General features: G+C 69.3%; 16 protein-coding genes and 3 pseudogenes. 5 read left to right on the forward strand and 14 right to left on the reverse strand.

Annotation, left to right across the window (positions count from 1 at the left end):
* The first annotated feature begins 450 nt into the window (after positions 1-450).
* Positions 451-1,242, forward strand: a complete 792-nt coding sequence (locus ABZV34_RS31055) for an IS5 family transposase (protein WP_356283911.1) — start codon at positions 451-453, stop codon at positions 1,240-1,242.
* Here ABZV34_RS31055 and ABZV34_RS31060 read toward each other — a convergent pair.
* Positions 1,199-1,702, reverse strand: coding sequence for a hypothetical protein (locus tag ABZV34_RS31060; protein WP_356283913.1), 504 nt, complete (start codon positions 1,700-1,702; stop codon positions 1,199-1,201). The two genes, ABZV34_RS31055 and ABZV34_RS31060, sit on opposite strands and share 44 nt — an antisense overlap.
* Before the next feature lie 395 nt (positions 1,703-2,097).
* Between ABZV34_RS31060 and ABZV34_RS31065 the strand changes: the two genes are divergently transcribed.
* Complete coding sequence (locus ABZV34_RS31065) at positions 2,098-2,658, forward strand: hypothetical protein (RefSeq protein WP_356283916.1); 561 nt, start codon at positions 2,098-2,100, stop codon at positions 2,656-2,658.
* Between the two features lie 285 nt (positions 2,659-2,943).
* On the opposite strand, the gene ABZV34_RS31070 is transcribed toward ABZV34_RS31065, so the two are convergent.
* The 4 genes from ABZV34_RS31070 to ABZV34_RS31085 form a co-directional block, all read right to left on the reverse strand.
* On the reverse strand, positions 2,944-3,138 hold the full coding sequence (locus tag ABZV34_RS31070; RefSeq protein WP_356283985.1) for a hypothetical protein: 195 nt from the start codon (positions 3,136-3,138) through the stop codon (positions 2,944-2,946).
* A 328-nt stretch (positions 3,139-3,466) separates the two neighbouring features.
* Positions 3,467-3,712, reverse strand: a complete 246-nt coding sequence (locus ABZV34_RS31075) for a hypothetical protein (protein ID WP_356283919.1) — start codon at positions 3,710-3,712, stop codon at positions 3,467-3,469.
* A gap of 378 nt (positions 3,713-4,090) precedes the next feature.
* Positions 4,091-4,714, reverse strand: coding sequence for an NAD(P)-binding domain-containing protein (locus ABZV34_RS31080; RefSeq protein ID WP_356283922.1), 624 nt, complete (start codon positions 4,712-4,714; stop codon positions 4,091-4,093).
* Positions 4,715-4,743: 29 nt separating this feature from the next.
* Entirely contained in the window at positions 4,744-5,478 is a 735-nt protein-coding gene (locus ABZV34_RS31085; RefSeq protein ID WP_356283925.1) for an SDR family oxidoreductase, read from the reverse strand.
* A 143-nt stretch (positions 5,479-5,621) separates the two neighbouring features.
* Between ABZV34_RS31085 and ABZV34_RS31090 the strand changes: the two genes are divergently transcribed.
* The gene (locus ABZV34_RS31090; RefSeq protein ID WP_356283927.1) at positions 5,622-6,233 is read left to right on the forward strand and encodes a TetR/AcrR family transcriptional regulator; all 612 of its coding nucleotides are present in this window, start codon (positions 5,622-5,624) and stop codon (positions 6,231-6,233) included.
* 161 nt (positions 6,234-6,394) lie between these two features.
* A pseudogene (locus tag ABZV34_RS31095) lies at positions 6,395-6,529 on the forward strand (N-acetyltransferase); the annotation flags it as partial.
* Positions 6,530-6,659: 130 nt separating this feature from the next.
* Here ABZV34_RS31095 and ABZV34_RS31100 read toward each other — a convergent pair.
* Both ABZV34_RS31100 and ABZV34_RS31105 read right to left on the reverse strand, forming a co-directional pair.
* Complete coding sequence (locus tag ABZV34_RS31100) at positions 6,660-7,574, reverse strand: IS982 family transposase (RefSeq protein WP_356283930.1); 915 nt, start codon at positions 7,572-7,574, stop codon at positions 6,660-6,662.
* A 256-nt stretch (positions 7,575-7,830) separates the two neighbouring features.
* Positions 7,831-8,061: a hypothetical protein gene (locus ABZV34_RS31105; RefSeq protein ID WP_356283933.1), complete on the reverse strand. Its 231-nt coding sequence runs from the start codon at positions 8,059-8,061 to the stop codon at positions 7,831-7,833.
* A 429-nt stretch (positions 8,062-8,490) separates the two neighbouring features.
* Between ABZV34_RS31105 and ABZV34_RS31110 the strand changes: the two genes are divergently transcribed.
* On the forward strand, positions 8,491-9,540 hold the full coding sequence (locus ABZV34_RS31110) for a lysylphosphatidylglycerol synthase transmembrane domain-containing protein (protein ID WP_356283936.1): 1,050 nt from the start codon (positions 8,491-8,493) through the stop codon (positions 9,538-9,540).
* Positions 9,541-9,715: 175 nt separating this feature from the next.
* On the opposite strand, the gene ABZV34_RS31115 is transcribed toward ABZV34_RS31110, so the two are convergent.
* The 7 genes and pseudogenes from ABZV34_RS31115 to ABZV34_RS31145 all read right to left on the reverse strand — a co-directional run bounded on the left by ABZV34_RS31115 (position 9,716) and on the right by ABZV34_RS31145 (position 19,511).
* Positions 9,716-10,321: a hypothetical protein gene (locus ABZV34_RS31115; protein WP_356283939.1), complete on the reverse strand. Its 606-nt coding sequence runs from the start codon at positions 10,319-10,321 to the stop codon at positions 9,716-9,718.
* A gap of 655 nt (positions 10,322-10,976) precedes the next feature.
* A pseudogene (locus tag ABZV34_RS31120) lies at positions 10,977-11,508 on the reverse strand (dienelactone hydrolase family protein); the annotation flags it as partial.
* A 166-nt stretch (positions 11,509-11,674) separates the two neighbouring features.
* Positions 11,675-12,586 (reverse strand): squalene/phytoene synthase family protein, encoded by a 912-nt coding sequence (locus tag ABZV34_RS31125; RefSeq protein ID WP_356283942.1) that lies wholly within the window; start codon positions 12,584-12,586, stop codon positions 11,675-11,677.
* An 883-nt stretch (positions 12,587-13,469) separates the two neighbouring features.
* Positions 13,470-13,598, reverse strand: a pseudogene (locus ABZV34_RS31130) (leucine zipper domain-containing protein); the annotation flags it as partial.
* Between the two features lie 849 nt (positions 13,599-14,447).
* Complete coding sequence (locus tag ABZV34_RS31135) at positions 14,448-16,625, reverse strand: FUSC family protein (protein WP_356283945.1); 2,178 nt, start codon at positions 16,623-16,625, stop codon at positions 14,448-14,450.
* Between the two features lie 301 nt (positions 16,626-16,926).
* Positions 16,927-18,102: a glutathione-independent formaldehyde dehydrogenase gene (locus tag ABZV34_RS31140; protein ID WP_356283948.1), complete on the reverse strand. Its 1,176-nt coding sequence runs from the start codon at positions 18,100-18,102 to the stop codon at positions 16,927-16,929.
* Positions 18,103-18,389: 287 nt separating this feature from the next.
* Positions 18,390-19,511 carry a hypothetical protein gene (locus ABZV34_RS31145; protein WP_356283951.1) on the reverse strand — a complete coding sequence of 374 codons (1,122 nt, stop codon included), beginning with the start codon at positions 19,509-19,511 and terminating at the stop codon, positions 18,390-18,392.
* Between the last annotated feature and the right edge of the window lie 450 nt (positions 19,512-19,961).

A 19,961-nucleotide genomic window follows, 5' to 3' on the forward strand; every position in this document is an offset into this window, starting at 1 on the left:
CGCCGCCGCGGCATGGGAGGATTGCATCTCGGAAGTGCCTTGCCGATCGTGCCTGATGTGGTCCTAGAGAAACCCCATCATCGCAGGTCACAAGGCACTTCCTCGTTTCCGGAGAAACTATCCACAGGCATCAATCCGGTGGATCCGGGCTCAGCTCTTCCGGCGATGACTGCCACTGCCAGACCTTGGCCGCGACTTCGAACTTACGGGCTCCAGTCGGGCGGGAGTCCCGATCGAGTGGCTGCGGCGGCTGACGTGCATAAAAGCAGGGCCTCTTGGTAGCTCAAAGGGTATCTACGCCAATGAGCATTCCAGGAGGCCCTGTTGACGCAGTTCTATGGCATCCCGTGGGCTGAGTCCACTTCGGTCACCCTCGCGTGTGACTGTTTGGCACACGAGTTCGGGAACGCATCCAACGACGGCGCACGGCAGCCGCGTTATCCGTCGGACATGACGGACGCGGAGTGGTCGGTGATCCGGCCGCTACTGCCGGTGCCGGGCTGGATGCGGGGCCGGGGCGGGCAGCCGGAGGCATACTGCCACCGGGCCATACTGGACGCGGTCCGCTACCTGGTCGACAACGGAATCAAGTGGCGGTCCATGCCGGCCGACTTCCCGCCGTGGGACCGGGTCTACGCGTTCTTCCGCCGCTGGCGCGACCACGGCCTGACCCGGGAGTTCCACGACCGGCTGCGCGACCGGGTCCGCGAGAAAGAGGGCCGGGACACCGAGCCGACCGCTGGGGTGATCGACTCCCAGTCGGTCAAGGCCGACGCCGTGGTCGGCGCGGACAGCCGCGGCTTCGACGGCGGGAAGCTGATCAACGGCCGCAAACGGCACCTTGTGGTCGACACGCTCGGGCTGCTGCTGGGGGTGATGGTCACCGCCGCGGACATCGGTGACCGCACCGCCGCCCAGGTACTGCTCCAGCAGGTGACCGAAGCGCATCACCGGCTGGAGCTGGTCTGGGCCGACGGCGGCTACACCGGCAGCCTCGTCGGGCACTGCCTGGCCGTCTTCGCGCTGGTCCTTCAGATCGTCAAACGCAGCGACGACCAACGCGGCTTCGTGGTCCTGCCCAAACGGTGGATCGTCGAGCGCACCAACGCCTGGCTGATGCGCACCCGCCGGCTGGCACGCGACTACGAACGCCGCACCACCAGCGCGGAAGCGATCGTCTACTGGTCGATGATCCTGCTCATGACCCGCCGCCTGACCCGGTCACACCCTTCACCAGCGTGAACCGTCCCGGCGCAGCTTCGGTCAGCCAGCCACGGGCGGCCAGGCGTTTCGCCTTCGCCCGCAAGGCCTCCACCCTCGCCGGCACCACGTCCATCCCGAACAACGCGGCCATCTCCTGGCAGGTCAGCGGCCCCTGATGCAGCCGGACACGGTCCGCGAGCACCTGAACGATCCGCTGATAGTCCACCGACAGCACCGACCAGGCAAGCCCTTCCCGCCACACCACCACCTGTGACCTGGCCTTCGGCACGTCCCGCGAGTTTTGGGAGGCATGCGGGTCGTTATCGCCACCGAAAGCCAGCACCGCATCGACCCGCCTGCGGGCGACCGTCCACTCCTGCCATTCCTGCTCGGCCACGGCCAGTTCGGCGTGAATACGGTCGGCCTCCTCCCGCAGCCCCTCAACGCGACGACGAGCAGCGACCTCGTGCTGTTCCAGCAGTCCGACAACCGACGGCATCCCGGCCTCCCCAGCGAGCGACAACCAGACAGGCCACACCTCTCACCGAAGCACCGACCCTATGCCTGACCAGCGAAAACGCAGCCCTCAAGCTCGGAAAGACAACAGCGACTCAGCGGCGTCACGGGACATGGCTTCCCGTCCTCCCCCGGACTCCTGGGCATCACTGGCAATCATGCGCTCATGCTAGGAGACCTCACAGGACAGCCTTTGAGGGGCTGGTCCCGAAAACCAGGCGCACGTCAGCCGGCGTGGAATCTCTCACCGTGTGGACTCCGGCCCCCTTTCGCCCGCTACAAATTGGGCCACGCCAAGACGAGTACAGCCGCTGGCCGTGGGGAACGATCAGGGCTTCCGAACGGGCATCTCCGCTCGCCTACCCGCAAGGATTACCGATGCTTCCTGAGGTCCGCCCCCACGTGTCCGCTCCCCTCGCAGACCAGTTGGAACACCAATTGGGCCTGGCATCTGACCTCGAAGCCGGTCCCCTCGATGTGGAACGCGTCGCCGGCATCGCGGTGGTCGCAGCCGCCCATTCCAGCGGCTACGCGGCCATCGGCCATCTCCTCGGGCTGCTGGCCGCGCTCCCTGCTCCCACCGCGGCAGGCGAACGCTTCTGGTCGAACCTGTGGAGGTCCTCAGGCACCGCCTACCTGCTCCCCGCCAACATCAAGGCCGAGGTGCTGCAATCCCTGGCAGGCGAAGGAACCGCCCTGGCCCGACAGATCCTCTCGGCCGTCGACGAGATGACACCGCCCCAACGCGTCGCAGCCGGGGAGGTGATCGGCCAGGCCCTCGCCGAGTCCGACCATCTACCCGACCTCAAGACACAGGTCACCGGAGAACTGTGGCTCCGAGATCTCGAACTCACCGCCTGGCACATCCTGCACGCCGACCGCAGGTCGGACGACCCTGCTGGACGCAAAGCCTTCCTCGAAGCCTGGACGAACGCCTGAACGTCTACTCCCCCAACTGCACGACAGCCGCACAGCACATGCGGCACCCGAGCCGCGACCCGGTGCGCAACTCCGGTTTCGTATCCCCTGCTCATCCGGCCCGGCGCTCCTGTCGCACGACCGAGTTTCGAAAGTTCCCGGCCGAGGTCGCGGGTGCTGACGGCTACCGGATGCGGTGTCTGTCGTCGCACCTCTGTACACAACGCGTGGAGGGGCCCTGGCGCTGTTGCGCCAGGGCCCCGAAGGAACTGCTACACCATCTGCCGGCCCTAGTCCTGCGCCGGCCTACTGTTTCCGCACTGGCCCACGAGGCCTGCGTTCCGCGTCCGGCCGCCAGCCGGTGATGTCGAGCAGCAGTCCGTCCAGGGGCCCGCCGACCAGGACGGCGTACGTCTGGTGCGGGAGCGGGCCGGGGTTGGGGTCGTCGTGGTCGTGGCCGTACACCCGGCCTCGCAGCAGCTGCTCGTCATCGGCGTTCATCCGACCAGCCTTCCAGCCACCGCCGACAGTGCGGGCTTGACGGCTCAGGTGCGGAAGCGGAAGCGCCAACCGCCGGCCTTCTGCGGTGCGACCTCTTCCTCTGCCTGTTCGCGGAGGTGCTCCTGCTCCTGGCGCCCGCGTTCGTCGGCTTCGGCACGCTGCCTGGCTGCGACGGCCCGGTCCTGGCAGTCCTCACACAGGTGCGGGTGCGACTCGCGCGACTGGTTCCAGGCCCGTACGTCGACCGCCGCCCATCGGTCGTCGGTGCACGGTCCAGGTCGATCGCGGCGGCGGCCAGCCCGGCCGCGGTGACATCCGTACCGCACGCTCACGCAACTCCAGCGAGGGGGCGGGTGAGGCCGGCGACCTTCGCCATCTGCTTCTTCGCGGACCGCTTGCCGACCTGGTGGAAGACGAGCAGGACCGGAGGGTGCACCCGCTCGTATCCCTCCCACTCGGGCGCCGACCAGCGGGTGCGCCCCGCCAGATCACCGCCCTCACCAAGCCCCAGACCGACCTCCTGCATCACCGCGTTGGCACAGCAGCGCCAGACCACCTCCCTGTGAAGGCGCACCAGCCGGGTTCCGGCGGGGCCGGCACGCTGCCATCGCATCGAATGCCTCGGTGCACACCGTACGGTCGCCTTTCGCGCGGGCCTTGGCGTACAGGGCGGGCCAGTGGGCCCCCGCTCGGGCGGGCACGCAGTCACCAGCGCCTCGCCGGTGTCGGCGACAACGCGTAGCGCCTGCTCGCTTCACACCCGCTCGGAGCGGTGTACGTGGAGGCGCACGACCACCTCCCCGCCATGACGGGTAGCCCTTGCGAGCGCGGCCGAGGTGTCCGGCCAGGCGGGCACCACCCCCAGCGCGCGGGGGCGGGGCGGGCTAAGCCGCTTGCCCAGGCCCTCCAGTCTTCCCTAAGGGCGGATCGTCAGCACGGTTCAGTGGACACCTCAGCCGGGCAGTTCGGTGATGCTGAGGGCGAAGTCCAAGTTCCCCACGCCGTGGTTGGCCAGGCCCACCGTGACGACGCCTGCTCCTTCCAGCCAGTGCGCCATTGTCAGGCCGCCGACGTCCAGCGGGCGTAGCCCGAGGCTGTCGATGAATGCCTCCACACTGGCCTTGGCCTTCACGCCGTCGCCGGCGATGAAGACGTCGGGCCGGCCCTTTTCCAGGACGTGGCGGAAGATGGTGTTGAACGCCTTCACCACGCTGGCGCTGGCCGGGGCGGCCTTGGCGACTTGCTGTGCGATCGAGGTCTCCTCGCCGTGAGCCAGCCCGTCGAACGTGGAATTGAAGGGGTTGCTGATGTCGACGATGACCTTGCCCGCGAGAGCGTCTCCGTACTGGAGGACGGCCGGCACGACACCGTCGTACAACAAAGCCACGATGACGATGTTCCCGGCCGGGGCGGTGCCCCATTCTCCCGTCGTAGTGCCACCGCCGAGAACCTTGGCCAGGTCAGCGGCCTTGGACTGATCGCGGCCCATGACCTCTACGGTGTTGCCGCCCGCTATCGCCCGCGCGCCGATGGTGCGGGCCATGTTCCCGGTGCCGATGATGCTGATGCTGCTCATGAGATGTCCTGCCCTGGTAGTTGGTCGGTTCAGATGGCGGTGGTGCCGCCGTCGGCGACGAGTTCCATGCCGTTGACGTAGCTGGAGTCGTCGGAGGCGAGGAAGAGGGCGGCGGTGGCGATTTCGTCGGGGCGGCCCATCTGGCCGCGGGGGATGAGGGACTCGAACTGGCGCTTGGTGGCCTCGTCGAAGAGTTCTTCCTGCTTGGCGGTGGCGACCTGGCCGGGGGTAAGGACGTTGACGCGGATGCGGCGGTCCTTGAGTTCGTTGAGCCAGATGCGGGCCCATGCCTGCTGGACGGCCTTGCTGCCGGCGTAGACGCTCCAGCCAGGGAAGGCGCCGAGGGAGGCGTTGGAGCCGGTCATGAGGATGGAGCCGCCGTCGTTGAAGAGCGGGAGGGCCTTCTGGACGGTGAACAGGGTGCCGCGGGCGTTGAGCCCGAACCAGGTGTCGAACTGGGCCTCGGTGATCTCGCCGAGCGGGGCGGGCTCGCCGCCGCCGGCGCTGGCCCACAGCACGTCGATGCTTCCCTTCTCCCGCTTGACGGTGTCGTAGAGGCGGTCCAGGTCGCCCAGGTCGGCGGCGTCGCCCTGCACGCCGGTGACATTGCGGCCGATCTGCTTGACGGCCTCGTCCAGGGCGTCCTGGCGGCGGCCGGTGATGAAGACGTAGGCGCCCTCGTCGACGAACAGCTTCGCTCCGGCCAGCGCCATGCCAGTTGAACCGCCCGTGATGACCGCAACCTTGCCGTCGAGCTTTCCCATAGTCGTTCCCTTGTATCGGTGATGCCGTGTGGACCTGGGGCGACAGAATTAAGTACACCGTCCCGTGCACTTACCGTAGAGGGCGGGAGCCTGTGACGCAAACTATGTACACCGACCGTTACCCAAGCGGGTAGCATGGACCCATGACGGAGTTGGAGAAGGGCCCCAAGGGACGACGCCGCGGACGGGGCGCCCGGGAACGCATCCTCAGCGCGTCCCAGCAGCTGTTCCGCGAGCAGGGCATCAACGGCACCGGCATGGACCAGCTCTGCGCGGTGGCCGAAGTATCCAAACGAACGGCCTACCAGCACTTCGGCGGCAAGGACGAACTCGTCGCCGAGTATCTGCGCCGGTTCGACCCCTCCGTTCTGTCCTACGTGCTCGACCGCACCGACCTCACGCCCCGCGAACGGCTCCTCGCTGTCTTCGACATCCCCCCCACCACCCCCATGTGCCCCTACATCAACGCCGCCGTCGAACTGAATGACCCCCAACACCCCGCATCCCAGTACGCACGCGACTACAAGAAAGCCGTCGCCGCACGGCTCGCCGACACCGCCCGCGAAGCCGGCGCCGCCGACCCTGAACAGCTCGGCGAGCAGCTCGCGCTACTCCTCGACGGCGCCGCGGCGCGTACCCGGGTCCTCAACGCCGACACTTTTCCCACCGCCACCGCCATAGCCGCCGTGCTCATCGACAACGCCATCCCCGCTACAGCCAGCGATGACCGGCGACCGGAGGAAGTGTCAAACTGACTTGGCACTCCGCGACCGGGCTGGACGCGCTGCCCCTCGCGCGGCTGCACCCGCTGGTACGCGACACCAGCCGCCCGGCACCTGGCCCGGACCTGCCGGGTTTTACGGAACCGGCCGCCCGCCTGCTGAAGGCTGAAGGCCGTAGCAGAAGCCGCCGGGGAGACCACCAGGCCTGTCTGGCCGTGCACGAGCGGGCTGGGTTCCGGGTCATCGGTACGCGTGAGCGCATAGGCCAGCACAACGGCCAGTGGCGCGACGTGGTCCTGGTCGAACGCCGCAGCCCGGTCATCAGCTGAGCTGCCGGGCGGACTGCTTCACTTCAACACGCTGGACTTGACAGCGAAGTCGCCGTCGGTGCCGCGCAGGACGTTGAGGGAGAGGACCTGGGAGGCTGGCCAGGTCTGGGCTAGATGATTGATTCCAAGGTCAGTGGTCGTAGGCCGTCAGTGAGCGGATGATCGTCCCTCCGGTCGTGTGGTTGTGCCAGATCGCAGTGGTCAGGGCGAGGAGTCGTTGCAGGACGCGGATGGTGACTCCGGCGGGTGTGCGGCCGCCGTGCCGTTCGAGGTCGAGCTGGGCCTTCAAGGTCTGGTTGACCGACTCGATCAGCTGGCGCAGCGGCTTGAACACCTCGGCACCGGCCCGCGGGGGTTCTCCCTTGCGGGCCGGTCGCAGCAGTCGTAGTCCCAGGTCGGAGAGTTGCCGTTCGAAGTCGCGGCCGTAGTAGTTCTTGTCCGCCAGCAGCGTCGGCTCCGCTCGGCTGGCAAGCAGGCCCGGATCGACGGTGAAGATGTCCAGCAGTACCTCACGTTCGACAGCTTTGGCGCCGGTCAGGGCGAAGGCGATGGGCAGGCCGTGCAGGGTGCACACCAGATGCAGGCGCAGGCCCCAGAAGTACCGCGAGTGGCTGGCGCAGTAGCCGTACTCGGCCCATCCGGCCAGGTCCGAGCGTTTCGCGGTCTCGCGGGAGCGTCCGCACTCCACCGGTGTGGAGTCCACGATCCAGACGTCGTCGGTCCACAGTGCGGTGTCGGTGGCCAACACGCGCACGATCTGCCTGAGCAGCTCCGCGGCACGCCGCAGGCGCTTGTTCCAGCCCGGCTGCTGGGGCAGATACGGGAAGAGATACCGCAGGTGGGCGTTGGCGTAGCGCAGCCGGCGGGCCTCGGAGACGAAGCCCAGCAGGGCCTGCATCACGGCCAGGGTGACCAGCTCCGCATCGGTGAGTTTTGGCTCCAGACCCACCCGTGGCCGCCACGGAGCAAGATGCGGCGAGGCCTTCAAAAGGTCATCGACCCGCACGTACAGTGCGGTTGCGAGGGTGTCTATCTCGGTCGTCACACATCGAGACTGGGCACCCTCGCCTCCGTTCAGCTACCCCTTGGAATCAATCATCTAGGGGCGACTCGCCCGAGCCGAAGGCGCCGATCAACACCAACTGCCCGATGTCCGGCACATCCGGGCCGGCGAGTTCAACGGCCCAGTCTCCACGCCCCACCACACACTTTGAAGATCAAGTTTCGAGATTGCCTACCAAGAGTCTGGTGCCCGTCGGGAGGGGCCGCGGCAAGCGGCCCCTCCCGACGGGCTGGGCTGGCTACTTCAGCCCGAATGCGCGGGTGATGCTCTGGGTAACGCTGTTGCCCTGGTCGTCGTGGCCGTACGGGCCGCCGAGGTTCAGGTACTCCGCGCCCGCATGATCGCCCTCGAACTGTGCGTAGCCGCCGCCTACCTGGCCACCCTCCCAGCCATCGGCGGCGGCCGGGACGGCAGCGACAAAACCGGCTGCGACGACGGTGGCCAAGGTGATCGCGATACGACGAAGCATGAGTGCTTCCCCTCAGAGACATCGATAGTGGGACAACGCGAACTCTTGCGGCTGCCGCGCCATCAGCTCTCGCGACCCGCCCCGCCCCCGCCGGGAGCGGAATGCACCCTCGCGGACGCACGGTTGTACCACCTAGCGTCGCCATCGATCGCCCTCACGGGCGGAATCTGTCGTGCCCCGACCCATGTTTCGTGGGCGGCACCGAACAGAGGGCATCAGCGATCACACGCGATTCCGGGCTCCCCGATAGATCCCCCATACGCGTCGACACGCTTCCGAAAGCTGAGCCCTGACACCGTCGCCACACGTGCCCCATCGCGTCGATCGACGGTCGGCGACCCGGTACCCGGACAACAGTGACGCTCGCGCGCCCGCGCGCCGTCGATTCCCGGACACCCTTCCGTCACACCGGCCGGGAACGTTCCCCCTGTGTCCCTGCTGCCGCTCGACGTCTCGCCCGGGCCGCTCCCTGCCCCGGCCTGCCCAGCCCTGGCCTCCCCCGCCCCGGCTTCGGCCACCCCCGAGTCTCCCGTCCGCTCCAACGCGACCGTCCGCCTCATCCACCGGGCGGCGGTCCTGGTCCCGCTGCTGCTGATCGGGGCGTGGGCCGCGGTCGACTGGCCGGGGATGCGGGGCGGTGCCACCCGGCTGGCCTCGGCCGACCCCTGGTGGCTGCTGCTCGCGCTCTTCTTCACCTGCCTGGGCTGGGTGACCGCCGCGTGCGTACGGCAGGGCGCCGTCCCGGACCGGCTGTCCCCAGGGCTGCTACTCGCCTCCCAGTTCGCCGACGGCGCCGCCAACCACGTACTCCCGGCCAGCGTCGGCGCGCACGCCGTCACCCTGCGCTTCCTGCAGAACCAGGGCGTACCGCTCGCCCGGGGCACCGCGTCGATCGCTCTGTACTCGCTGGTCAAGCCGCTGGCGAAGATCCCCGTCCTCATCATCTTCGTGCTGGCCTTCCCGGAAATGCTGGAGCTCGAGGAACTCGTCCCGGACAACGGGACGTTGCTCCTGATCACCGGATGCGTGGTGCTCGGCCCCGCGGCCGCCGCCCTGCTCGTGACGGTCGTCCGTCCGCTGCGCCGGCCGGCGCTCGCCCTCGTGCGTACCGCCCTGACCGACGCACGGCTGGTGCACACCCGGCCCAGCCGCGTCCTCGCCCTGTGGGGCGGCGCGGCTCTGGCGCCGGTGTTCCAGGGGTGTGTGGTCGCCTCGGTCGGCTCCTCGCTGGGGCTGCCGCTGTCCTGGGCGCAGGTGGTGTTCGCGTTCCTCGCTGCCAGTACCGCGGTCGGGTCGGTACCGGCGCCCGGCGGCATCGGGCCCGTGGACGCCGCCCTGGTGTTCGCCATGGCCGCGCTCGGCGCTCCGCTGGGCGTGGCCACGGCGACCGTGGTCGGCTACCGCGTCCTGACGGTGTGGCTGCCCCTGATCCCGGGAGCGCTCGCGCTCTCGGCACTCGTGCAGCAAGGTGTGCTGTGAGCCCCGGGCGGGTCCCCACGATCGGGGTCTCACCGGACAAGGGACCCGCCCGGCCCGCACAGTTGAGGCTGGTGGACCTGTGAGGCCGCCTCCCCCCTTCGCGGCCTTGACGCTCTTCACGACCTTCCCCTTTTCATGGCCTTCCCGGCCTTCCCGCTTTTCATCGCCTCGCGGGTCAGGGGCGCAGGCCCGTCTGCCTGAGGGCGACGGACGACAGCTCGGCGATGACGTGCGGATCCCCACGGCGCCAGGCCTCGGCCAGCCCGCCGGCCGGTACGGGGACCGCGGCGAGAGCGCGCTGCGGCCCGGTCAGGGCGCGCAGAGCGAGCAGGTCGGCGCCGCCGGAGGCGTCGAGGAGGCGGCGGGTGGTGGCACTGCGACGGACCCAGAGCAGGCGCGGAGGAAGCCACAACAGCAGGACCAGGGCCACGGGGAAGATGATCAGGGCGAGCGCGGTCAAGGTGGCCACATGGCCGACGGTGTCCTGGAGCGACTGTCCGGCGTCGGACAGACCTGTGCCGGCCTCGGCGGCGGACTGAAGCGGCTTTCTCAGGGAGTCGCCGACGAACGGTACTTTCGACGCCGCGTCGCCGGCGTCACCGAGACTGCCCGCGAGGGTGTCCCCCGCGCTCTCCGCCTTGCGGCCCGGCTCGGCCAGCAGCAGGATCGCGTCGTGGACGGCCAGGGCGAACTTCACCACGACGGCGATGAGGGCCACGGCGACCAGGTCGGCGAACACCTGACGGCCCCGACGCGCGGGGGTCTGGGCGTAGAAACGCATGAGCGTGCTCCTGTTCCGGTAATGCCATCGAAGCGGGTCCGGCTCCAGCCACGTGAGGGGCGGCGCTGCACCGGCTGGGGGTGATTCTGTACCCGCCCGATTCTCCGTCAGGCGTGCGCACGTCGACCGGGGCCGGGGCACAGGAGCACCGGGCCGTCCTCGAACGGCTGTCTGCCCAGCCACACGGCAAGCATGCCGGGGTCGGGCGCGGATTCGGCTCGGCCGGGCCGGGCGACGCGTGGCACACGGGCGCTCCGGATCCCGGCCTCTCGCTCCCGCCCTCTTCCTTCCTCCCGGCCTCCTGCTCCCGCTCTCCGGCCCAGGCCTCCCGTTCTTGCGGGGCGCTCGCAGGGCGATGTGCCCCCGGTGTCCAAGAGCGTGCGGTGGTCTGCTCCGCGTCTATGGCTGTGCGGTGGTCTGCTCCGCGCGGTCCAGCCAGCGGGAGAGCTCGACGCGGGAGCGTACGCGGAAGCCCCGCGTTCATTTGCCCCGACTCGTAGGAAAACCCCTTGCGACTCCCAGGCGCGGCCCGTAGGGCTTGTGCGCCCGCACAAGGACCGGCGGCCCACGGCGGTAAGCGTACGTGGGTGACGGCCGCCGGGCACGTGCCCGGCGGCCGTCACCCACGTACGCGGTCGTTCGGTGCGGGGTGGGATCAGGAGGTGTGCGGGCAGAGGAACTGCTCGTAGCGGGTGTCGTTGTCGATGACCGCTTCAGCCACGCGATGCTGTACTTCGCGATCGTGGTGTTCGAGCTGTTGGGCGTGAAGTGGGTGGCGCCCCTCAGCTCCAGGTACGCCTTGTCGAACCTGCTCGGCAGGCTCTGGTAGAAGGGCTCGGAGTGCGTGGCCACCGGTGCGATCGTGTCCCCGTCGGCGCCCACGACCAGCGTGGGCGCGTCTGGATCTCCGGCCAGGTGGTGTCCAGGTTCCAGCCGGTGAGCGGGATGGCGGCCTGGAGCGACGGACGGCTCTTCGCCGCCTCCAGTGTGCCGCCGCCGCCCATCGAGTGGCCCATAACACCGAGCCGGGTGCTGTCGATCCTGGTCCGCACGGAACTGCGCTGGGTCAGGTAGTCGAGCGCGGCGAGCAACTGCCGCCCACGGCTGTCCGGTTGGTCGAGGGTGGTGAGGGTGTCGATGGTGAACACGACGAAGCCCTGGGAGGCCAGCCGGGGCCCGAGCCACGCGTGGACGACTGGTACAGATGCTCATCTCTTGATCAGTGGGGAGCAACCAGAAGAAGCCGATGCCGCGACTCACCCCTTCGCGACGCGGGCTCGCGGAGTCGGAACGTCCACGCCGTGACACAAGACGCGGCGGAACCCGGCCTGACAGGGCTCCCCGCACGGCCGGTCAGCGACGCACTCGGCGAGCCTCGACATATGCGCGGACCAGGAGCCGTGCCGCGGCGGGTTTGGACAGGCCGGCGGAGCGGTGGAGCAGCGCGGAGATGTCGGCGCGCGCGGCGGCGACGGTGAGCTCGTCGAGGCTGATCAGGCAACGGACCATCGGCTGGTGGGCGGGCGGGACGTGGCCGATGACGGCTCGGGACTCGGCCAGTGTCTCGTCGACGTGGTCGAGCAGCCCGGTGATCAGGGACCGGACGGCCGGTAGATCCCGTTTACGTTCGAGGTCGGCGCGGGCGACCCCATACTGCTCCAGCGTCTGTTCGGGGAGGGTGAGGCGGTCGTCGGCCAGGTCCTCGGCGAGGTCGTTGACGAAGTCGAGCCGCTGGCTGGCGTCGATGTAGAGGCGGCAGCCAGCCCGGTAGGCCGTCTGGTCGCCGTCGGGCCCCAGCAGCGTGGCGCCGAGCATGAACGCGGGCAGGGAGTAGGCATCCAGGTAACGCTGGTAGTCGGCCTCGGTGGCGAAGCCGGTGAAGTCGAGGTCCGTGGTGGCCCCGGCGAGGTAATCCCGCACACGCTCACGCAGGACGGGATACGCGGTGACGCTGTTCAGCAGCGGGCGCAGCCGGGGATTGCCGGTACGCCCGTCGGCCAGGCCGCCGGTGACCTCATGCTCCCACCGCGTGTACGCCTCCTTGCGCTGCGCCACCGGTCCGCTGTCCAGGAGGTTGTCGGTGGCGTGCATGAAGGCGATCGCGGTGATCAGGTGCGGCACCAGGTGGTTCGGCAGCAGCAGGTCGGCGGCGAACACGATCTCGCGCTTGAACGCGGCGGCCTGCTTGCGCAGTTGGCCGTAGTCGTCACGCAGCCGGGGCTCGTGAATCCCCGCCGCGTCCAGCGCCCGCCCCCACTTGCCCACTCGACCTGTCCCTCGCTTCACTCATACTTCCCGGGCTGGACGGCCGGCGCCGGAGCCTCTGGGGAAGTGTGTCAGGTGGGGGGAGGGTGCGTCGTTCTGGATGCGCAGCCGTAACCCGCTCCACGGTAGTAACCCCGATGGCAGATCGGGCGCCGCTACCGCTCGCCTTCAGGCGGGTGACGTGGCCGCTCGACCGAGGTGCCGGGCGAAGAACCGCACCACGCCGCCGGCCTCGAACCTGGGGAAGGCGAAGTGCCGGCCCGCTCTGGCGTGCAACATCTCCTCCTTCGAGGCGAAGGCGTCGAACAGCCCGAGGCCGCGACCTCGCGCGGGACGCGCCTTTCGTCCCACTGCAGCTCGAACTCGATCGGGATCGTGATCTGCTTCGCCTTCTCGACCGGGGCATCGGGTCACATCAGGCCGGAGGCCGAGGGGCCGTCATCCTGGGCTCGACCGGAACCGGCGGTACCCCGATCGCGATGCCCGGGCCGGTGCCGAGGTGGCCCACCGGCCAATCGAGGCCGTTTTCCGGAAGTTCCTGCAGGGCACCCAGGACCGCCCGCACCTCGGGCACGCCGAACTCAGCCAGGCGGGCGTGGTGAGGGACGGCGATCGCTCCTTCCGGCTCACCCGCCTCTTACGCCGTGCGCGGCCTGGCGATCTCCTGCTCGTCGCGCACGGTGCTCGACCGGTCGGCCGACGGCAGACATCGCACGGGGTTAACGTGTCAAGTTCATGGGGCGAGCCCGCTGTTGACGATGCGGGCCCAGAGGGTGTGGTGCAGCTCGGCCCCAAGTGATGCGTCGGCAACCACCGGTGACGTGAAACGTCCCGGCCCAGCCGCGGCGGGTGCCAGGGTCTTCGGACCCCGGCACCCGCCGCGCCGCTGAGCCGTCGTGGGCGACACCTGGAAACGTTCGGCGGCCCTGCGCAGGGGCCAGCCCTCGTCGACGACACATCGTGCCAGACGCAGCCGTCCGGTCTCGGTCAGCGGTGCATTACGGTGGGGCATGAGGGCCTTCTGATCGTTAGTGTGTAGACGTCGCAATCCACACCGAACCCGGAAGGCCCTCACTCATTCAAGATCACTCGGCCGTGAAGCCTGTCACCAACCTCCGTGGACAGAACACCTAGCGCGGCGGCCGACGCGTCATCGCAATGGTCCGTCGGGGCGCATCCGTACGGTGACACCGCCTTCGGCCAGCGACCAGGTTTGTCCTCGCTCCAGGGCCGCGCGCCCTTCGCTGGGCATCTTGCAATCCGACAGCCTGCGCTGACGCTCTCAGGATCTCCCAGGTTCTGACGTCGTCAAAGCCCGTCGTGATCGGTCCACAGAGCGTTCCAGCACGATGACCGCGGCGAAGACGCCTCGATGCCGTGCTGCGCCGCAGGAAGCGCACCCGGCGAAACGCACCCGAGTTCTCAAGCGCCGCAGCGCCACCAAGCCGTGCCGCAAGTTCCGCCGGACAGACCGTGTTCCTGGGGCAGCGCCCTTGCACGCGTCGTCGACCTCCTGGCCTGTAGCCGCAGACGGTGCGGTTGAAGCGTGCGAGGCGGCGCAGGATGTAGCGATCGGTGTAGCGATGGCCGACTTCCGGAGCTGACGGGTCTCAGACTCCGATGCACCCGATGCCGGAACGGTCGCCCGCTCCGACGCGGGTATTCGGTCATTCGGGTGAGGGCGAGGCGGTAGCGGTGTCCGTGAGAATCCCGCGTGCTGGGCCGTATCGAGCTGCCAGCAGCAGCCAGGCCAGGGTCTGTTCCGCACCGGGGCTGGCGGCGGGGGTGTCGGAGGTCTCCTGCCGGGCGGCGTGCAAGCCGTCGTCTCTGACGTGCGCGGCGCTCCCCGTCGCTGGAGCCGTCACCCACCCCGGTGCGCCGGTCCTGATCCATCACCTTCCGTCGCCAAGGCCGCCCGTACCCGCTGCTCCTCGCGAGCAGAGACGACATCCCGTTCCAGGGGTGTGCAGCTCACGGCTGTCGCGAGATCCTCCAAGGCCCGCTTCTGCATTTGCGCCTCGCGCCGCACGACCGGGCTCCGGTCCCCGGCGGTGGCGTCCTCCCACGCGTGGAGCGCCTCCTCCACGCGCCCCCAGTCCGGATTTCTGCGCTCACGCACGTCGACTGCCGCCTGCGCGGTGTCCGCCTCCAGAGCCTCGGCGAACCGTTCCGCGTCGGAGACGAAACTGCTGTCGGCCCGCGGGACGTGGCTCTCCATGAGCATCGCCGCCCGGCCGAACCCCTTGAGCGCCTCCTGTGCCTCCTGGGCCTCGCGCGACGTCAGGCCTCTGGGGCGGACTGGTTCCTGCCTCGCCCGGTCGTATGCCTCCTGCCAGGCGGCCCGTGCCTCCCTGCTCGCCAGCAGTGCCCTGCGCATGTCGGCGTGATGCTCCCGGGTCGGTTCGGCATAGCTGCGGAGCACCGCGGCCGCATAGCGGCCGTTGGCGGCGAGCCAGTCCGCTAGCCGGCCCCGCAGCCGGGGCGTCTCCCATGCGGGGAACACCACGTATGCCAGCATGGCCAGGGCCCCACCGAGCACGGTGAGCACCACACGCTCCGGGACCGTCTGCTCCCATGCCTGGCCGCCCATGCCGAGCAGGAAGACGACGTACGCGGCAGTGAAGCACTGGGAGTAGGCGTAGCCGGTACGGATCAGCGTGTACGACAGACCTGCTGAGACCACTGCCAGCGCGCCGTACACATGGGCGTCCGGGCCCAGAGCCCTGACCATCCCGGTGGCGAGCGCGACTCCCGCCAGGGTTCCGGCGAGACGGGCCACCGCTCGCGCGTACGTCCGGTGGAAGTCCGGCCGCATCACCATCACCGAGGCGATGGGCGCCCAGTAGCCGTGGCCCAGGGGCAGCCGGGCGGCGATCAGATAACCGAGCGTGGCCACCGCTGCCAGGCGGACGGCGTGCCGGAACACGGGCGAGTCACGCCGGAGCTCACAGCGGATAGCCTGGGCGACGACCGGGACCAGCCGGAGCATTGTCGGGCGCACCAGGAACTGGGCGCCGGCGGCGTCGGGCGGCGTGGGAGTCTTCCCGCGCGCGCCGCCGCTCCTGGCGAGCTCCAACGTCTCGCCGAGCAGTTCCACGAGCCGTTCGGCGGCTTGCCGCGCGGGGCCCTCCAGCACTTCGTGCTCCTCGTCGACGCGCAGGACGTCTATGCTCCCGGGCCGCACCTCGGCGGGAGCGCCGCGGCGGATCGAACGGGCGGCCGCATCGAGGACATCGGCGGCCGCGTCGAGCAACTCCCGCGCGCGGTCCCGCCCGGGGCCCTCCGCCGGGGCGCCGACGTCTGGGTCGGCGAGCGCGGCGACGACCGGCCGAATACGCTCGGCGATTCCCCGGGGGCCGTGGAGGACGGAGGGACGGGTGCGGGCCTGTGCTGGCGTCACGGCGGCCGCGTCCCGGGCCGTCATCAATGGCTCCGGGTCGAACGGGGCGGTCGGGTCGTGCCGTAACCGGCGGGCGTAGTCCGCCACGGCGGCGAGGGCGTCGGCGAGCGCGTCGCGATGCGTCCCCCAACGGCGGATCGGGAACAGCAAGATCAGCACGGCCTGCGCCACGCCCCCGAGCGCGATGACCCCCGCGTGCTCAAGGGCTCGCCCGACGCTCGTGGGGAGGGTGACGGTCACCAGCATGCTGCCGACCGTCGTTGCTGCGACGATCCCAGCGGTCGATCCGAGGGCCCACGTCATCCCCGCGGCAAAGGTCCATACGGCCAGCAGTGGGAGGAAGGTGGCGAGCCGCCCCGCCGCCAGGTAGCCCACGAAGGTGCTGAGCGCCAGACCCGCGCCCGCGCCGAGCGCGATCACCTTGCGTGGGCGCCAGGTGCGCTGGAAGGTGGCGCCACCCGCGGAGTAGGCGCCGAGGGCGGCCGACGCGGCATACGCGGGGGAGATCAGCCACAGCGTCGGCCCGACGACGATAGCCACCCCAGCTGCCGTGCGCAGCGCGAGCAGGGGCTCCAGCCGCGTCTCCTCGATCGTGAGCCCGGATCGCACGACTCCCCCGAAGGCCCGCAGCCACGTCACGGCTGTGAGCCTAGCCGGAACACCCTGCCGGGTCGCGTCGGCGTGGTTGAGGTGTGGCAGCCGTCAGGCAAGGAAGCCTCCTCCCCACGCCGCGCGAACATCTTGGCGGCCGCAGCCGCGGGACGGGGTGCAGCCATAGCGGACAATGCTGGGCGTCCGCCGTCCGTGCCGGAGTGCCGGCAGTCCCCGTTGGTCCAGGTCCGGAGGGCGGGCGACCGCCCCCAGCCCCGGCTGGGCAGATCGTCGCCCGTCCCCCCGGACCGGTCCGGGGCGCCAGGCAGGACGGCGGCCCCGGGGTCGCTTACCGCTTGTGGCCGTTCCCGTGCCCGTTGGGATGCAGGACCACTTTGGTCCAGCCCTCGTCACGGGCGTCGAAGTGTTCGTAGGCGGTGGGTGCCTCGTCCAGGCTGAGTTCGTGGGAGACGACGAAGCTCGGCGTCGCCTTCCCGCCGGCGATCAGGTCCCGCAGAGCCCGGTTGTACCTCTTCACCGGCGCCTGCCCGGTGCCCATGTGCTGGCCCTTGAACCACATCATGCCGAAGTCGATCGGGACCTTGCCCTGCGCCTCCAGCTCCCCCTGGGCCTCCGCGCCGCCGGGGTCCTGGGGCAGGAACACGCCCACCACACCGATGTCGCCCGTGAACCTGACCGAGTCGATCAGTCCGTTGAGCGTAAGGCTGGCGTCCTCGTGCCCCTCGGGGTCGTGTGCCTGGTAGCCGACACACTCACAACCGTTGTCGGCACCCAGACCGAGGGTGGCCTCCTTGACGACTTCCGCCGGCTTCTGCTCGGCGGTGTTGATCGGGATGGCCCCGATCTCCTCCGCCTTGCGCAGCCGGTCGGGCTGGTAGTCGGCCACCCAGACGCGGCCGGCGCCCTTGAGGAGCGCGGAGTAGGCCGCCATCAGCCCGACGGGGCCGGCCCCGAAGACGATCGTCTGGTCTCCCGGTTTGACGTGGGCCATCTCGGTGGCGTGATAGCCGGTGGGGAAGATGTCGGCGAGCATCACATAGTCGGTCTGCCGCTCGGCGGCGTCCTCGCCCAGACGCAGCGCGTTGAAGTCGCCGTAGGGCACGCGCAGCAGTTCCGCCTGGCCGCCCTGGTAGGGGCCCATGTCGGCGAATCCGTAGGCGGCTCCGGCGAGGGCCGGTTCCGGCTGCATGGTCAAGCAGTAATTGGTCAGACCCCGCTCGCACTGCTTGCAGAAGCCGCAGGCGATGTTGAAGGGCAGAACCACGTACTGGCCGACCTGGACCTTGCGGACGGCCGAGCCGACTTCCACGACCTGTCCCATGTTCTCGTGTCCCAGGGTGCGGCCAGACTCGAACGAGGTGCGGCCCTCGTACATGTGCAGGTCCGAACCACAGATGTTGGTAGTGGTGATCTTGACGATGATGTCGCAGGGGTGTTCGATCTTCGCGTCCGGTACATCCTTCACGGTGACCGTTCGCGGGCCGTCATATACCGCTGCTTTCATGATGGCTTCCTTCGGTGCCGCGACATGACCGCAGCACGGCAGGGGATGGAGACGGCGCAAGAGCCTGACTCCAGGGAGGGGGTGCGACGGGGTCCGTGGCTCCAGCATGCCTCTGGGGGGGGTCACCCGGTTCAGGCGGAAAGGTGGTGCCACCGCCGTCAGGCGGAGTCCCGGCGCTCTGGTGGCGTACCGTCCGAGCCCCGTGGGCCCTCGACGTGAGAAGGCCACGCACTCTTCGGACTCGGACGACGACCAGTCAACGACGCATCTCCAACCCACCTTACCCGCTAGTCATCGTGGCCGTCCTGGAGCATGCGGCGACGTTCCTGTTCGCGCTTGGAGTAGGCGGCCGCCCGGATCGCCTCGTCGCTCTCCAAGCCCGATCCCAGCGCGCCACCCACGGTGGCCACCGAAGCCACGAACCATGACAACGTCAAGTATTCCGCGGCGTGCAGCGGGGTTCGCGTCACGGAAGCGAACACTTGGCCGTTGATGATAAACAGAGCCCACACCAAGTTGATGACGATCAAACCGCCGTAGCAGACGAGCACCCCAATACCCACGGTCATGACCGTCGAAGCGTTGTAGAGCCTCGTCTTCTGCCTCGCCTCCGGCGAGACCTCTGTTGATCGATGCCACAGCTGCGCGTCGACGATCAGCCAGCCCACCATGAGCGCGACGGACCCGACCGTGGCGATCACGAGGCGTGGCGCGCTCAGCGTCTCGGCCAGGCTCCAGATGGTGGAGTTCACGGTGGCGACCGCTCCCGTGGCGAGTGCGGCCGCCAGGGCTTTCGACAAGCCCGGCACCAAACGCCACGGCCGGTTGGCGCGGACCATACCGACGAGCACCCTCAGGTAACCGCGCGGTCCGCTGACGACGTACCGAAGATCAGCGGTCTCCTCCTCACCGACCTGGCCCGGGTGAACAGGCGCGAGACGACTGACAAAAGGCCCCAAGAACGGCTGACTCTGCGGAGGTCCCTCAGCCCGGGTGAACCGCAGGCCCGCCAAGCTGAGCACGGCTTCTTCCACGGCCCGCCGGGCCCTGGTCTGCAGCCACAAGCCCCCCAGCGGCGGGAGAGACAGCAGGGCCAAGCCCTGTTCGTGGCTCAGATCCACAACGAGCTTGCGCCCGTGTGCGTGCAGCGGAAGGTCGGTGAGGGCCACGACGATGTCCCAATCCTCCGCTCTTCCGCGGTCCATGATCCGGCGCATCAAGGTGGGCGGGTCATCGGTCCCTGCGGTGAAGGGCTCACTGACCACCTTGACGTGGAACTTTCGCCTCTGACCTGACTTGTCGGCGAGCCGATTGGGAAGTACCCGGGCCATGCGCTGGGCGACCTCCGTGGGCGCGTCGGGATCCGCCAGGAGAGCCACGACCGTTACGCCCTGAGACGACACCCGCATGACTCCTTCTCGTCGGCTGCCCCCCGACCGCCCGTGCCCACAGGATGCCCGCGAGGTATCGCCGACGCCGTGTGACACGCTGGCCCCCGCCAGCGGGTGCGGGCGGTACGGTCAGATCTCCTCGTCCTCCCCTCCCAGGGCCTGCTCCACCACCGGGCCACGGTTGCTTGCGCCACCTCGAACACCAGCTCGTGCCACCCCGGGCACCGCGACGCGATCGATCGGCAACAGGGCCGCCTCCAGCTCAACCCCGTCACCGTGACCACCTTGTTTATGGGCATTACTGCCTCTACGCCGCGCTGTTCCTGCTCGTCCATGTCACTGCGGCGTTCCTGCTCACACCGCCGGCGGCGGAGACCCCGGGCTGGGTGGCCTCCAGCAGCAACACCACCCTGTCGGCATCCGCGAGCGGAGTTTTAGTTAGGCCGTGTACCGAAAATGGATCGGGGA

Source organism: Streptomyces sp. NPDC005195 (genome assembly GCF_040608315.1).
GTDB lineage: Bacteria > Actinomycetota > Actinomycetes > Streptomycetales > Streptomycetaceae > Streptomyces > Streptomyces kaempferi.